This window comes from Cognatishimia coralii (genome assembly GCF_037478305.1).
In the GTDB taxonomy this organism is placed as follows: domain Bacteria; phylum Pseudomonadota; class Alphaproteobacteria; order Rhodobacterales; family Rhodobacteraceae; genus Cognatishimia; species Cognatishimia coralii.
The window spans coordinates 324,731-339,820 of sequence record NZ_JBBGAZ010000001.1 but is presented as its reverse complement, the minus strand read 5'-3'; the positions used below and the strand labels follow the sequence as shown (position 1 = coordinate 339,820).

The 15,090-nt window shown below is 57.9% G+C and carries 16 protein-coding genes; 7 read left to right on the top strand and 9 right to left on the bottom strand.

What is annotated here, in order from left to right; all coding sequences use genetic code 11:
- Positions 1–19 precede the first annotated feature (19 nt).
- The 3 genes from surE (at position 20) to WG622_RS01670 (ending at position 2,770) form a co-directional block, all read left to right on the top strand.
- Positions 20–802 carry a 5'/3'-nucleotidase SurE gene (gene surE / locus WG622_RS01680; RefSeq protein WP_339402006.1) on the top strand — a complete coding sequence of 261 codons (783 nt, stop codon included), beginning with the start codon at positions 20–22 and terminating at the stop codon, positions 800–802.
- Positions 799–1,449, top strand: a complete 651-nt coding sequence (locus WG622_RS01675) for a protein-L-isoaspartate(D-aspartate) O-methyltransferase (RefSeq protein WP_339402005.1) — start codon at positions 799–801, stop codon at positions 1,447–1,449. Before surE ends, WG622_RS01675 begins: the two co-directional genes overlap by 4 nt.
- A 130-nt stretch (positions 1,450–1,579) precedes the next feature.
- A complete protein-coding gene (locus WG622_RS01670) occupies positions 1,580–2,770 on the top strand; it encodes a LysM peptidoglycan-binding domain-containing protein (RefSeq protein WP_339402004.1) in 1,191 nt (396 codons plus the stop codon).
- 33 nt (positions 2,771–2,803) lie between these two features.
- Here WG622_RS01670 and WG622_RS01665 read toward each other — a convergent pair whose 3' ends face one another.
- From WG622_RS01665 to tatA, 5 genes are read right to left on the bottom strand one after another with little or no spacing between them, the layout of a single operon-like run.
- Entirely contained in the window at positions 2,804–3,664 is an 861-nt protein-coding gene (locus tag WG622_RS01665; protein ID WP_339402003.1) for an alpha/beta fold hydrolase, read from the bottom strand.
- 17 nt (positions 3,665–3,681) lie between these two features.
- Positions 3,682–4,521: an ATP-binding protein gene (locus tag WG622_RS01660; RefSeq protein ID WP_339402677.1), complete on the bottom strand. Its 840-nt coding sequence runs from the start codon at positions 4,519–4,521 to the stop codon at positions 3,682–3,684.
- A complete protein-coding gene (gene tatC, locus WG622_RS01655) occupies positions 4,511–5,407 on the bottom strand; it encodes a twin-arginine translocase subunit TatC (RefSeq protein WP_339402002.1) in 897 nt (298 codons plus the stop codon). Before tatC ends, WG622_RS01660 begins: the two co-directional genes overlap by 11 nt.
- Complete coding sequence (locus tag WG622_RS01650) at positions 5,408–5,896, bottom strand: Sec-independent protein translocase subunit TatA/TatB (protein WP_209356182.1); 489 nt, start codon at positions 5,894–5,896, stop codon at positions 5,408–5,410.
- A gap of 24 nt (positions 5,897–5,920) precedes the next feature.
- On the bottom strand, positions 5,921–6,133 hold the full coding sequence (gene tatA, locus WG622_RS01645; protein ID WP_209356181.1) for a twin-arginine translocase TatA/TatE family subunit: 213 nt from the start codon (positions 6,131–6,133) through the stop codon (positions 5,921–5,923).
- Positions 6,134–6,333: 200 nt separating this feature from the next.
- On the opposite strand from tatA, the gene WG622_RS01640 reads away from it, so the two are divergent.
- A complete protein-coding gene (locus tag WG622_RS01640) occupies positions 6,334–6,996 on the top strand; it encodes a helix-turn-helix transcriptional regulator (RefSeq protein ID WP_339402001.1) in 663 nt (220 codons plus the stop codon).
- Here the strand turns inward: WG622_RS01640 and WG622_RS01635 are convergent.
- The 4 genes from WG622_RS01635 to WG622_RS01620 form a co-directional block, all read right to left on the bottom strand.
- On the bottom strand, positions 6,991–7,752 hold the full coding sequence (locus WG622_RS01635) for a squalene/phytoene synthase family protein (RefSeq protein ID WP_339402000.1): 762 nt from the start codon (positions 7,750–7,752) through the stop codon (positions 6,991–6,993). The genes WG622_RS01640 and WG622_RS01635 overlap by 6 nt on opposite strands.
- 8 nt (positions 7,753–7,760) lie before the next feature.
- Positions 7,761–9,383, bottom strand: coding sequence for a citramalate synthase (gene cimA / locus WG622_RS01630; protein WP_339401999.1), 1,623 nt, complete (start codon positions 9,381–9,383; stop codon positions 7,761–7,763).
- Complete coding sequence (gene cysS / locus WG622_RS01625) at positions 9,383–10,777, bottom strand: cysteine--tRNA ligase (protein ID WP_339401998.1); 1,395 nt, start codon at positions 10,775–10,777, stop codon at positions 9,383–9,385. The genes cimA and cysS overlap by 1 nt, the downstream gene beginning before the upstream one ends.
- Positions 10,778–11,014: 237 nt before the next feature.
- Positions 11,015–11,389: a VOC family protein gene (locus WG622_RS01620; protein WP_339401997.1), complete on the bottom strand. Its 375-nt coding sequence runs from the start codon at positions 11,387–11,389 to the stop codon at positions 11,015–11,017.
- A 95-nt stretch (positions 11,390–11,484) separates the two neighbouring features.
- Here WG622_RS01620 and soxR point away from each other — a divergent pair, with 95 nt between their 5' ends.
- The 3 genes from soxR (at position 11,485) to WG622_RS01605 (ending at position 14,957) form a co-directional block, all read left to right on the top strand.
- Positions 11,485–11,934, top strand: a complete 450-nt coding sequence (soxR, locus tag WG622_RS01615; protein WP_339402676.1) for a redox-sensitive transcriptional activator SoxR — start codon at positions 11,485–11,487, stop codon at positions 11,932–11,934.
- Positions 11,935–12,010: 76 nt separating this feature from the next.
- Positions 12,011–13,180 carry a pyridoxal phosphate-dependent aminotransferase gene (locus tag WG622_RS01610; RefSeq protein ID WP_339401996.1) on the top strand — a complete coding sequence of 390 codons (1,170 nt, stop codon included), beginning with the start codon at positions 12,011–12,013 and terminating at the stop codon, positions 13,178–13,180.
- Positions 13,181–13,415: 235 nt separating this feature from the next.
- On the top strand, positions 13,416–14,957 hold the full coding sequence (locus WG622_RS01605; RefSeq protein ID WP_339401995.1) for a trimethylamine methyltransferase family protein: 1,542 nt from the start codon (positions 13,416–13,418) through the stop codon (positions 14,955–14,957).
- The last annotated feature ends 133 nt before the right edge of the window (positions 14,958–15,090 follow it).

The window sequence follows — 15,090 nt, the reverse complement described above, 5'->3', positions numbered from 1 at the left end:
CGAATACATGGGGCGGAGCATGCGTATTCTCATCACCAATGACGACGGGATTCAGGCTGAAGGCCTGTCTGTGATGGAAGACATCGCCAAAGAGCTCGCAGGTCCCGACGGAGAGGTCTGGACCGTCGCGCCAGCTTTTGAGCAATCCGGCGTCGCCCATTGCATCAGCTACGCTCATCCCACCATGATCACTCAGTTTGGCGAACGCCGCTTTGCAGTTGAAGGCAGCCCAGCTGATTGCGTACTTGCGGGGATCTATGAAGTCATGAAAGGCGGCGCGCCGGATCTTATTCTGTCGGGTGTGAACAAGGGCAATAACTCGGGTGAGAACGCAGCCTATTCAGGCACTTTGGGCGCGGCACTGGAAGGCGCGTTGCAGGGTATCCCCGCGATTGGCTTGTCTCAGTTCTACGGGCCTGACAATGCGTTTCTGGACAATCCCTTTGAGGCCAGCGCGCAGCATGGGGCGGACATCATCCGCAAAATTCTTGCAACAAAGGCTGAGTCTTCAAACCCTTACAAGCTGTTCTTCAACGTGAACTTTCCGCCTGTTCCAGCCGGTGCGGTCAAGGGAACCAAAGTCGTGCCTCAAGGTCGTCGCGCGGGCACGAACTTCGGTGTCGAACTGCAAGAACGCCCCAACCGGCGCAAATACCTCTGGGTCACCGGCGGCGATCAACGCGCGCCCTCGCATCCGGAAACGGATGTGGCGGTGAACCTAGAAGGTTACATTTCCGTCACCCCAATGCGCGCGGACTACACCGCGCATGATATGCTCGACACCTTCCGGGGGATCGAATGAGCCAGGACGACCTCGCAGAACAAAAGATGCGGTTCATGTTCGCCCTGCGCAGCAAGGGCGTCACCGACGCGCGCGTGCTAACGGCGATGGAATCCATCGACCGGGGCCCTTTTGTCAAAGGCATCTTCACCGACCGCGCCTATGAGGACATGCCCCTACCGATTGCCTGTGGTCAAACCATCAGCCAACCCTCAGTCGTGGGCCTCATGACGCAAGCGCTTGACGTAAGCCCGCGCGATAAGGTTCTGGAGGTCGGCACGGGTTCTGGCTATCAAGCTGCGATCCTCAGCCAGCTTGCGCGACGCGTCTATACGGTGGATCGTCACCGCCGCCTTGTGGCCGAGGCCAAGTCGATCTTTGAAGCAATGGATCTGGGCAATATCACCGCTTTCACGGCGGACGGCAGCTTTGGCCTGCCAGATCAGGCCCCGTTTGACCGCATCATCGTCACAGCCGCTGCCGAGGACACCCCCGGCCCGCTTCTGGGGCAACTCAAGGTCGGTGGCATCATGGTGCTACCCGTTGGCCAGTCAGATACCGTGCAAAGCATGATCAAAGTCACCCGCTCTGAGACGGGATTTGACTACCAAGAGCTACGCCCCGTGCGCTTTGTGCCGCTCTTGGAAGGCGTGGCGCGTGACAATTAAGCATAAAATCGCCGAAATCCCCTGATTTTTCCCCCTATGACCCTGCTCTATCCAAGGTAGACGTGGTACAAGGTGGCAAAACATAATCCGGTGCCCAAACGGCAATCGGAACTTTCATGAGGATTTCGAGATGGCTGTGGCAAGACGGCGAGTTTCTTCGATTTTGATGGCAGTCTCTGTGACGGCGCTTTTGGCGGGCTGTGAGGACGGTCTGGATTTCGACCTGCGGGGCAGCTTGGGATCTGGTCTTGATACAACCTCGGCGGCGCTTGGTGTCACGGCAGATCGCCCCGATGCAGACAACCGCGGCATCATCTCCTACCCGAATTATCAGGTGGCTGTGGCCCGCCGCGGCGACACAGTGCGCGATGTGGCAAACCGTGTGGGCATCCCAGCAGAGGAACTGGCCGATCACAATTCGCTGGCCACACACGACCGCTTGCGCCCCGGCGAGGTTCTCTTGCTGCCAGATCGTGTCGCGGAACCGTCTTCGCAAACCGGAGGCACTGGTCAGGTGCTTCCACCCTCGAACGTCGATATCTCTTCGCTTGCGGGCAATGCGATCAACAACGCCGATATCCAGACCGAAGAGCTAGAGGCCGCACCGACCCCGACACGACCATCGGACGTGCAAATCGGCTATGAACCAATCCGCCACACGGTGAAACGCGGCGAGACCGCGTTTTCGATTGCGCGGCTCTATAACGTCTCGGTGCGTGCGCTGGCCGAATGGAACGGCCTCAGCAATGATTTCACCATCCGCGAGCGTCAGATCCTTTTGATCCCGCCTGCGCAGCCAGGCGCACCGGCAACCAGCACAAGGCCTCAGCCGCGCGATGAGACGGTGTCTCAACCCGGTCAAGGTTCGAGCACGCCGACGCCTCCTAGCGCGTCCAAGCCGCTGCCAAAGGACACCACGTCCCAGCAAGTGAGCAAACCTGTCGCACCTAAACTGCAACAAACCACGACCAGCTCGGCACAGATGAGCTATCCGGTCGACGGGCGCATCATTCGCACCTTTAAAAAGGGCAAGAACAACGGGATCGACATTTCGGCGGACGCAGGCAGCCCGGTGAAAGCCGCCGCCAGCGGCAGCGTTGCTGCAATCACGACCGATGCAGATGACGTGACAATCGTGGTTATTCGCCACGCGGACAACGTAATGACGGTCTACTACAACGTCGCTGATGTTTCGGTATCTAAAGGCGCAAAAGTGTCGCGTAATCAAAGCATTGCGAAGGTTCCGAGCGAGAAGAACTTCGTGCATTTCGAAGTGCGCAAAGGGTTCGACATCGTCGACCCGATGCCGTTCCTGGAATAGCTCAGTTGAAATCGGACCTAGCCATGGGCCCGATCACGCCAAAGTTCTCAGATGGTCTTGAACGGCCTTTAAAACTTCATTGGGGCGCTCTTCGACAAGAAAGTGGCCCGCGTCTATCACCTGTCCTGTTGCGTTCGGGAACCATGATGTCCAAGCCTCAACCGGGTTTAAATGATGGTCGACTGCGCCTTTGCTGCCCCAGAGGACAAGACAGGGCATGTCTCGGGTCTCACCAAGGCTTGCGCGATCATGTTCCAGATCAACACTTGCCCCGGCCGCGTAGTCGCCGCACCAAGCCGCGATCACGCTGGGATTACGCGCGGCCCGCTCGTATTCCGCCTTTGCTTCTGGGCTGAACACATCAGACCCTGAGAGCCCAATCAGCGCAGACCTCATAAACATGACCGGATCACTGTTGATAAGGCGCTCGGGCATGCCTCCGGGTTGCGCAAGAAATGTCCAATGATAATAGCGCTTTGCAAGCCAATCATCCATCGTGCGCCAGACGTCGAGTGTCGGGATGATATCCATCAGTACTATGGATTTGACGGCCACGGGGTGATCAAAAGCCATCCGATGTGCGGTGCGCGCGCCACGGTCATGGGAGACGACGTGGAAGCTGGAATGCCCAAGACTGGCCATCAGTTTGACCATGTCCAGAGCCATCGCTCGGAATGTGAAGTCACCGTCCTTAGCAACGGAGTCCCCATAGCCGCGCAGATCCGCGGCAACGACGTGGTAGGTCTCGGCCAAAGTCTCAGCGATGGGATGCCACATCACATGGGTTTGCGGATAGCCGTGCAGCAACAGCACCGGAGCACCATCGCCTCCTACTCGGGCATGAATGATGGCGTTGCCCACGTCGGCTTTGATTTCACGAAACCCTTCGAACATCGCAATCCCCAAGCGTCCTAGATCTGAACACCCTTTCGGCCCGCCAGATCCGTAAAATACTGCCAAGCGACACGGCCAGAGCGTCCGCCGCGTGTGGCCTGCCACTCAATAGCTTCAGCCCTTAAGGTCTCGTCATCGATCTCGACACCATAGGCGTCCACATAGCCTTTGATCATCGCAAGGAACTCATCCTGATCGCAAGGGTGGAAACCGAGCCACAGACCAAAGCGATCTGACAGCGACACCTTTTCCTCAACCGCCTCCGATGGGTTGATCGCAGACCCACGCTCATTCTCGATCATATCGCGGGGCATAAGGTGACGCCGGTTCGACGTGGCATAGAACACCACATTGTCCGGCCGTCCCTCGATGCCGCCGTCCAGAACCGCCTTAAGGCTTTTATAGTGCTGGTCATCGTGGGAAAACGACAGGTCATCGCAAAACAGCAGGAACCGAGCCTTTGAACCGCGCAGGTGCTGCAACAAACGCGCCACGCTGGGTAGGTCTTCGCGTTGGAGTTCCACGATTTTCAACGCATGGCCTTGCGCGTTCACCTCGGCATGCACCGCCTTCACCAGTGAGGATTTCCCCATTCCCCGCGCGCCCCACAAAAGCGCGTTGTTGGCAGGGAAACCTTTGGCGAACCGCAGGGTATTTTCCAGCAAGGTATCACGCGAGCGATTGATCCCCACCAACAGCGAGAGATCTACCCGAGACACATCGGCCACAGGCTCCAGCCGTTCTGGATCCACATGCCAGACAAAGGCGTCGGCTGCGTCAAAATCCGGAGACGCAAGCGGCGCCGGAGAGATCCTCTCCAGCGCCGCTGCAATCCGTTCTAAAGGATCATTTGTCATTGTCTGCGTCGAGCTCGATGTCGGCTTCTTCTTCGTCGTCATAATAGCCCTCTTCGCGCAGCTTGGCTTCGCGGCGCTTTTCAACGCGGCTGACGAGGATGATCGACACTTCATAGAGGCCATAGACCACCACAAAGAGGATCACCTGAGAGATCACATCCGGAGGTGTCACCACAGCTGCAAGCGCCAGAATGCCGACAACCGCGTATTTCCGCACGTTACCAAGGCCTTCTGCCGACACCAGACCTGCCTGCCCCATAAGGGTCAGCAATACCGGCAGCTGGAAGCAGAGGCCGAAGGCCACGATCAGTTTCAGCGTGATATCCAGCGTCTCATTGACTTTACCCTGGAAGACAATCGCGATGCCGTCGTCTTTGATGGGCGCATCAATCGGCGCGCCTTCGACGAAGAAGGCAGAGACCAGAGAAGACGCATCCGCAAAGCCCAAGAAGAACTGCATCGCCAAGGGCGTTACGATGAAATGGGCAAAGGCTGCGCCAGAAATGAACAACACAGGCGAGGCAATCAAAAACGGCAAAAACGCTGATTTTTCATTGCGATAGAGGCCCGGCGCCACAAAGCGCCAGAGCTGATGCGCGATCACAGGGAAAGACAGACCAAGCCCCGCAACCATCGCCACGCGGACAAGGGTGAAGAAGTATTCCTGAGGTGCTGTATACTGCATCACCGGGTTTGGATCGCCCAGATTGCGCATGGTCTGCTCAATCGGTATTAGCAGGAAATCCAGCAGGTATTTGCCAAAGATAAAGCAAATGATGAAGCCCACAACAAAGGCAATCACCGAGCGGATCAGACGCGTCCGAAGTTCGGCCAGATGCTCGATCAACGGGGCGGAGCTGTCCTCCATGTCGTCTGTCGCAGTCATCTATGCGTCCTTATCGGTCTTTGCGGCCTCTTGGGCCTGCTTGGCCTGCACCGCTTCAAGCGCCTCTTGAGCGGCTTTGGCCTCGGCCTGTGCTTTCTCGGCGGCTTCGGCTGCGGCTTTCGCGCGGTTTTCCGCCTGACGTTTGGCCGTCGCGTCGTGGATCTTTTTCGCATCCTCGGCGCGTTTCGCGGCCAGTTTGCCGGTCTCGCTTTCGGGATCGAAATTCGCCGCCGCCTTGGCATGTTCCGCCAAAGCATCCGCAGCGCCCTTCACAGGGTTTGCGGCTGCTTTCAGCGTGTTGGTGATGTCTCCCATGCCGCTGTTATCGGCTGCCTGGTTCATCGCCGAGCTAAACTCGCGCCCCATAGCGCGGGCCTTGCCGACGAAATTCCCCACCCGGCGAAACAGAACTGGAAGATCCTTTGGGCCAACCACAATCAGCGCAACAAGGCCGATAATCAGCAGTTCGCCCATTCCGAAGTCAAACATCCGGCGCTCCTTTTCGCGCCAAAGTTAGGCGTCGTCTTTGGTCTTTTCAGACTCTGGGGTCACGTCTTTGGCGTCTTCGAGTTCCGCGTTCAACTCTTCGGTGCCCTCTTTGACACCGCGACGGAAGGAGGTGATGCCTTTGCCGACTTCGCCCATCAGAGACGAGATTTTGCCGCGGCCAAAAAGAACCAGAACGACGACGGCGATGAGCAGAACCTGCCATGGACCTAGGGACATTGTATTTCTCCTGTGAAGAGGCCTTGGTGCCTCGTTTCAACTTTCTGGGCCAATAGTTAGGCAGTGTTTCCGCCGGTTAAAAGCCCGAAAACACCAATTTTCATGGGTTTTGGCGGAAAATCGCGATGGGTTTTGTCAATAGGTTGTCAATTGACAGGTTTTTGTCAGTATGTGTCCGAAAGACGTAGCAGGAATCACCTATGAAACGGACCGAACGGCTCTATGCGCTGATAGAGATTCTCAAGGACGGAGAGTTGCATCGCGCCGAGGATTTGGCAGAGCGGTTCGGGGTCTCTTTGCGCACAATGTATCGTGACATGGACATGCTTGCAGCAAGCGGCATTCCGGTCGAGGGCGAGCGCGGTCGGGGCTATTCCGCGCGGGCTGCTATCACCCTGCCCCCGTTGAACCTCACGGAAGAAGAGTTGGATGTGCTCTTGGTCACATTGGCCGCTGCGGGTCAGTCGTCAGATGAGGCTTTGCGGACGGCGGCAGTCTCTTTGGCCGAAAAGATCGATGCGGTTCTGCCAGAGGATCATCGTGCCGCGCCCAAAGCGATGAATTTCGCGGCTTACCCCTTTGCTGAATCGGCCTATGCCTTTCAGCACCTTACCAACCTGCGCGGCGCGATCCGGGCGAAACAGCGCATCGCCATCACCACGGTGTCCGGCGCAGCGCATGATCTCAGGCCGCTTAAGCTCGATTACTGGGGCCGCGTCTGGAGCCTCACTGCTTGGGTCGAAGACCTCAGCGACTTTGGTACCTTTCGGGTCGATCAGATCGAGACCGTGCGTATTTTGCCAGGGCTTTTTGTGGATGAACCGGGCAAGACCCTCGCGGATCTGGATCGCCGCGCGTCATAGGCGGTTGAAAGTGGACACTGCCAGGAGGCTGGATTTCCTGCGAAATTCACTAAGGCCAAGCGCACCATCGGCCACGAGCATCGGATCCGCGATCACTTGCTTCAGCAGTGCCACGTCTTGCCACGTGCAATAGAGCGCGGCCCGCGCCGATTTGCTGATCTGAGACGACCGAACGGCCTGACGCCGCGCCAAAGCCTCTTGCGCCAGCGCCTGCACTGCTTCAACACGCCCATCCACCAAGGGGCGCCGTCCTTGGTTCTCCAGTTCGGGAATGGCTTGGAACCACCGCACCAAAGCATGAGCAAACGCAACATCACGCACGGCGGCTTCATCCGCCGCACCAAGCATCTGACACCCTGCCACCAACAGGTTGCCAGTGGTCTTGTCCAGATAGGTGCGAAACGCGGCCTCGTCCTCAAAGGGATCTTTATAGATATCCCACCGTCGCGCCTCGACCAGTGCGTCCAAGCTTTCCGCCGTCTCAGGCGTCAAAACCGCCGCCAAGGGCGTCACCACCTCATGCCGCCGCACCTGCACGCCGTCTCGGATTTCTTCCAACGCGTCACGCCACCATTGCAGACGCATCTCGGCAATCATGCTTTCCTGCGTCACCCAAGGCGCGCGGCTGACTTCGATGTTGAATGCAAAGAGTGGAAACAGCTTGGCCCGCGCGGCCACAGGCGCGGCCATGATCGCCACGAAACGATCCGCATCGCCCCGCTGCACCAGACCGGCGCAGGCGTTAATATCCGCCATCAGATTGCTCACACCGCAGTCGCGCCGTCGTGGACCAGCTTCCAGTTGATCGCATCCAAGAGCGCCTCAAAGGAGGCGTCGACTATGTTCGGGGACACGCCAACCGTCGACCAACGCCGCCCGTTGCTGTCTTCGCTGTCAATGATGACGCGCGTGACGGCCTCGGTGCCGCCCTGCGTGATGCGTACCTTAAAGTCCACGAGTTTCAGATCATCAATCACGGCCTGATAAGGGCCGAGGTCTTTGCCCAAGGCCTTAGACAGCGCGTTCACCGGACCACGGTCCGAGCCGCCCTCGTCCATAGATTCACTGACCGAGAGCTTCTTTTCGCCGCCGATTTTCACGACGACAACTGCCTCAGACAGGCTGACCATCTGATTATATTTGTTTTTGCGCCGCTCGACCGTGACCTTATAGCGTTTGACCTCAAAGAAGGTCGGCAGGCTGCCCAGTTCCTCGCGCGCCAACAGCTCAAAGCTCGCCTGCGCAGTATCAAAGCTATAACCCTGTGCTTCTTTGTCTTTGATCCGGTTGAGGATCCGCGCCAAGGCGGGATCGCCTTTTTCAACCGAGATCCCCGCGTCTGCCAAGCGTTTGATCAGATTGGACTGACCGGCCTGATTTGACATCGGGATGATGCGTTCGTTGCCGACCGATTGCGGGTCGACATGTTCATAGGTCGTGGGGTCTTTGAGGATGGCTGAGGCGTGCAGGCCTGCTTTATGGGCAAAGGCCGAAGCCCCCACAAAAGCCGCTTGTTTTTCGGGAATGCGGTTCAGAATATCATCCAGCATCCGGCTGACCCGCGTCAGTCCTTTCAGGCCTTCCTTGGTGACCTGTGTGTCATAAAGCGAGGCATAGGGCTCTTTGAGCATCAGGACAGGGATCAGCGTGGTCAGATTGGCGTTACCACAGCGTTCACCAAGACCATTCAGCGTGCCTTGCACCTGCCGTGCGCCTGCGTCGATGGCCGCCAGAGAATTCGCGATCGCCAGTTCGCAGTCATTATGCGTATGGATGCCCAGATGGGTTCCCGGGATGCCTGCTTCAATCACCGCCTTGGTCGCCGCATGCACCTCGGCAGGCATCGCGCCGCCATTTGTGTCGCAGAGCACAACCCAACGCGCGCCAGAGTCATAGGCGGCTTTTACGGCTTCGATGGCGTAACCCGGATTGGATTTATAGCCGTCAAAGAAATGCTCGGCGTCAAACATCGCTTCGCGCCCCTGCGCCACAATATGCGCCATGGATTTCGCGATGTTTTCGGTGTTTTCCGCCAATGAGATCCCAAGCGCCTTTTCCACGTGGAAGTCATGGCTTTTGCCGACCAGACACACCGACGGCGTGCCTGCATTCAAAACGGCGGCCAGAACGTCGTCGTTTTCGGCCGAGATCCCTGCCCGTTTGGTCATGCCAAAGGCTGTAAAGGTCGCGCGGGTTTCGGGGCGTTCGTCAAAAAAGGCGCTGTCGGTCGGGTTGGCGCCGGGCCAGCCGCCTTCGATAAAGTCTACACCTAGGTCATCAAGTGCCAGAGCGATCTGCTTTTTCTCGTCGGTCGAGAACTGCACGCCCTGGGTTTGCTGACCATCCCTGAGCGTTGTGTCGTAGAGGTAGAGGCGTTCTTTGGTCATCAGAGCGCCTCCAGTTTTGAAGCATCGAAATTCGGGCCCGGGACCAGTTTAACACCGGTTTTGCTCATGCGCACCTCTAGGCCCGCCTCCATGAATGCAGATTTCAAGCGGTCGACTTCCGAGAAGTCTTTGCTCTCCATTGCGGCCGTCCGCGCCTCAAACAGCTGTGTTTCAAAAGCCGATAGATCTACGTCAGGCCCCTGCGCCCAATCACCCAGATCATCCCCCAACAGACCCAACAACAGCCCCGAGGCAAGCAGTCCTGCCGCGTCCCCAGCACTGGCTAGCTTGTGCATCTCAGCCAAAGCGCCTGCCGTGTTCAAATCATCCGCAACAGCCGCCAAGACCGCTGGGGACGGGCTGGCGGCAGGCTCGATGCCTGCGGTCAGCCCACGCCACTTGCGCAGAGTATTCGCCGCCTCTTCGGCCTTCTTCGCGGTCCAATCCATCGGCTTGCGATAATGCGTGCTCAGGAACACAAACCGGATCACCTCCCCCGGCACGCCCTGTTCCAGCAAATCGCGCACGGTAAAGAAGTTGCCCAAGGACTTGGACATCTTCTTGCCCTCAACCTGCAGCATCTCGTTGTGCATCCAGACCCGCGCGAATTCGCCTTCGGGATGGGCGCAGCAGCTTTGGGCGACCTCGTTCTCATGATGGGGGAACTGCAGGTCATTGCCGCCGCCATGGATGTCGAAACTGTCGCCCAGAATTTCATAGGACATCGCCGAGCATTCGATATGCCAGCCCGGACGTCCGCGACCCCAAGGGCTGTCCCAGCCCGGAAGATCGTCGCTGGAAGGCTTCCACAGCACGAAATCCATAGGGTCTTCTTTGTATGGTGCAACCTCGACGCGCGCGCCTGCGATCATGTCATCCACCGAACGACCCGAGAGCTTGCCGTAATTTTCAAACTCCCGCACTCGAAACAGAGCATGACTGTCCTTGGCATAGGCATAGCCATCCGCGATCAGTTTCTCGATCATCTCGATCATCTGCGCGATATATTGCGTGGCGCGCGGCATGTGATCGGGCTCTAGCGCCCCAAGGGCTGCCATATCGCCCAGATACCAGCCAATGGTTTCCTCGGTGCGCTCGGCGATCAGCTCTTCGAGCGTGCCCTCAGCACCCGCCTCTTTGCGGGACAAGGCCGTCGCGTTGATCTTGTCATCCACGTCGGTGAAATTGCGCACATAGGTGACGTTCTCGGCCCCATAGACGTGGCTCATCAGGCGGTTGAGGATATCAAACACCACCACGGGGCGCGCATTGCCCAGATGGGCGCGGTCATAGACGGTGGGCCCACAGACATAGATGCTCACCCGATCCGGAATAATCGGCTCAAAGACCTCTTTCTTGCGGGTCTTAGAGTTATAGAGCTTGATCTCGGTCATAGTGTCCTCACACACGTCTTTCGCGTGGCGGGCTTAGCAACTTTATCAATGGTTTGAAATAGAAGAACGGCCCGCCAACACTGTTAGCAGGTAATGCAGCAAATAATGATGATGCTTTGGGTCTTCATACGCGCGACCATAGCAGCCGCGCGTAATGGGTCAAGCCTTGAGGGGTAATTCGGGGCGTGACCAACTTGGGCGCGCAAGAGACCGGTTGTGCGCGCCCGCGTTTCTGGGTCAGGCGTAGCTTACGACCTCATATTCAACACCGTCGGGTCCGTCGAAATAGAACCGCTCGCCCGGTTCATAGTCATAGTGGGAATGTGGCTTGAACCCGGCGGCCAGCACTTTGGCCTCAACCGCCTTCAAATCATTCACCACCACCCCAACGTGGTTGAGAGCGCCTTGCTCCGTGTATTTTTCGCTTGCCTGTCCAAGCGCTTTTGCCGGGCTGTACAAAGCCAGATAACTTTCGCGATCACCAACATGAACTGTGTATCCTTCGTCCATCGAGGCACCTTCCCAACGGATGTGCCAGTCAAAGATATCCATCAGGGCCTCAGCCGAGGCCTTCGCATCGCTGACCGTGATGTTGACGTGTTCGAGTTTCATCAAATGTCCTTTCCGCCTAAATCAACGTTGAAACCACATTAATTCTTCAAGTATACTTTAAGGCAATAGACAATTTTTTGAGTATTTACAGCAAGATGAAAAACCGTGGACTTACAATTGGGCAGATTGGCGAGCGCACGGGGCTCGCGACCTCTGCTATCCGCTACTACGAGGAGGAAGGGCTGGTGCATCCCTTTCGCACAGACGCGGGCCAGCGCAGGTTTGATCGGTCAGACATTCGCCGCCTGTCCTTTGTCATGATTGCCCAGAACCTCGGGTTTACGATTGCGCAGATCCGAGAGGTCTTGCGCGGCTTGCCCGAGGGACGCACGCCGTCCAAGGCCGATTGGGCGCGGATTTCGAAACGCTTTCGGCGCGATCTGGATCAACGCATCACCCAGATGGAGGCCCTGCGCGACAAGCTGGACGGCTGCATTGGGTGTGGCTGCCTGTCGATGAAGGCCTGCGCGCTTTATAACCCCGCCGACGGTATTCGCCGCAAAGGCACAGGTCCACGTTATCTGATGGGAGATTCTCCGGACTGAGCACGCCATGTGTTGACCTTTCGTTAAATTTCGATCCCATGGCGAGAGGTTTGATTCCGAGGAAGGCTGGGCTCAGATGAAACTTTCCAATCGCATTACGACGCTGAATGGCGGTGGCTCCAACGGCTGGGAGATCTTTGAGAAGGCGCGCGACATGATTGCGGCCGGAGAGCCTGTGACCATGCTGACGATTGGCGAGCATGACATCGGGACGTCGCGCGAGATCCTTGAGGCGATGCATCAGGCGGCTTTGGGCGGTCATACGGGCTATGCTGCCATCCCCGGCACACCTGCGTTGCGCGAAACCGTGGCGAAACGTGTTGAGGCGCGCACTGGCGTACCGACAACGTCAAAGAACGTCTTGATCGTGCCTGGCGGGCAATCGGGCCTGTTCGCGTCCCATTTTGCAGCTGTGAACCCCGGAGACCGCGCCCTGCATATTGACCCTTACTACGCCACCTACCCCGGCACCTTGCGCGCTGTGGGGGCTGAGCCTGTGGCCGTTCCAGCGCGCGCCGAGAACGGGTTTCAGCCCACCTACGAGGATATCGCGGCCAAGGCACAGGGCGCGACGTCTTTGTTGATCAACTCGCCCAACAACCCAACCGGCGCGGTTTACAGCCCAGAAACCCTCGCAGCCATCTCCAAAGCTTGTCAGGATTTCGACCTCTGGCTGATTTCTGATGAAGTCTACGAAACACAGGTCTGGGACGGAGAGCACATCAGCCCACGCAGCCTGCCCGGCATGGAAGAACGCACGATTGTGGTGAATTCTCTGTCCAAATCCCATGCGATGACCGGCAGCCGCATCGGTTGGATCGTGGCGCCTGAGGCGGTGATCTCTGAGCTGACGGAATTGGTGACCAATACAAACTACGGTGTGACTGGCTTTGTTCAGGACGCCGCGCAGTTTGCGTTGAACCAAGGCGATAGCCTCGAAAAAGCTGTGGCTGCCCCGTTCCTGCGCCGTCGCGGGATCGTGCAAAACCTTGTTGAAAACCAGAATGTTGCGCAATTGGTGCCTGCACAGGGCGCGATGTACGTGATGCTGGATGTTCGAGCGACCGGACTCTCGGGCAAGGACTTTGCAAACGGGTTGCTCGACGAAGAACTCATCGCCGTGATGCCGGGCGAAAGCTTTGGCCAAGCGGCTGCGGGCCATCTGCGCATTGCCTTGACGGTCGATGATGACCGTCTCGAGGATGCCATCGTGCGGCTTTTGGCCTATGCAAAGGCCCGCGTTTAAAGAGTTTTCCTTGATTTGTCGGGAAACGACGCCCAAGATGAGCCCATGTCGCTTTTGGCCAAGATCGGGTCCGATTTTGGCGTTTTTCATGCCTGAGGAGGAGCACATGAAAAACCGTCAGTGGAAAATCAATATCGTCGTGCGCACCATTGGTGGGCGCCGCGGTCGTGCTGCGCGGGGTCGCCCTACCCTTTGAATGAGCCAGACTTAAGCCATTCAAATACAGGGAAAACTCATGAACGATATCTCACCTCGCCGCTCTGGTGGACGCGCTGCGCGCCGCGCTAGCCGGGCCGCACCTTTGGACAAATCCTTGCGCCCCGTACGTCCTGGTATGGAAGGCGGATTTTATAAACCGCTCTCTGATCAGGACGTCGACCGCATCCACGAAGCCGCCCTGCGCGCTTTGGAGGAAATCGGTCTGTGCGATGCGCCCGAAAGCGGCGTCGCCTATCTGACGTCAGTCGGCTGTATCGCGGGGGACGACGGCCGCGTGCGCTTTCCGCGTCACGTGGTCGAAAAGGCGCTGGAAACCGCCTGCCGCGAAATCACACTTTATAGCCGTGATGGCGAGAACGACCTGAAACTCTCGGGCAATCGCGTGCATTTCGGCACCGCAGGCGCTGCGGTGAATATGGTGGATGTCGAGGGCCGCAACTATCGCGACTCCACCGTCCAAGACCTGCATGATGCGGCGAAAATCGTCGATACACTGGAAAATATCCATTTCCTTCAACGCCCTATGGTCTGTCGCGATATTCCCGACAACCGCGAGATGGATCTGAATACGATCTACGCGTCTTGTTCTGGCACGACCAAACACATCGGCACGTCCTTTACCGAACCCGACTTTGTCGATGACGCGCTCAAGATGCTGCACATGATCGCGGGCAGCGAAGAGGCCTGGCGCGCCAAGCCCTTCATGAGCAACTCGAATTGCTTTGTCGTGCCGCCGATGAAATTCGCCACCGAAGCCTGTCAGGTTATGGAAAAATGCATCGAAGGTGGAATGCCCGTGCTGCTTTTGTCCGCGGGCATGGCGGGTGCAACAGCGCCGTCTACTGTTGCAGGTGCCATCGTTCAGGCTGTCGCAGAATGCCTTGCCGGTCTCGTCTATGTGAACGCGATCAAGCCCGGCTATCCAGCGATTTTCGGCACCTGGCCCTTCGGTCTGGACCTGCGCACGGGCGCAATGACGGGTGGGTCTGGTGAACAGGCGCTTTTGACCGCAGGCTGTGCGCAGATGCATAATTTCTACGGCCTGCCCGGAGGCGCTGCGGCGGGTATGACCGACGCAAAACTGCCAGACATGCAGGCGGGATGGGAGCAGATGTGCTCCAACGTCCTTGCGGGCATCGCGGGTCTGAACATGGTCTATGAATCGGTTGGCATGCACGCGTCTTTGCTGGGCTTCTGCCACGAAAGCCTCATCCTCGGGGACGACATGATCGGCCACGCGCAGCGCGTCTTGCGTGGGATCGAGGTGGATGACGCGACGCTCGGCCTCGATCAGATGGCAGAGGTCTGTTTGGGCGGTCCGGGGCACTATCTGGGCACGGATGAAACGCTTAGTCGGATGGAAAAAGACTATGTTTATCCATCGCTTGGAGACCGCACTTCACCCAAAGAATGGGCGGAGATCGGGAAGCCTGATCTGAACAATAAGGCGATTGAGCGGAAGGAAGAGATCCTTGCAAAGCCGTCTAAGGCCGCGTTCCCGCCGGAGCTCGATGCCGCGCTGCGCGAAGCGTTCAAAATCCATCTACCGCCGCAGTAGAAAAGAAAATGGGGGGCCTTAGCCCCCCTTAAAAGTTTCGCCACTCAGACTCACTCTTTGTACCGCTCTGATTTTCTGCCTGCGGCCTGAGCGTCGCTTCGGAATGAACGCATCCACTCCAGAAATCGTGGCG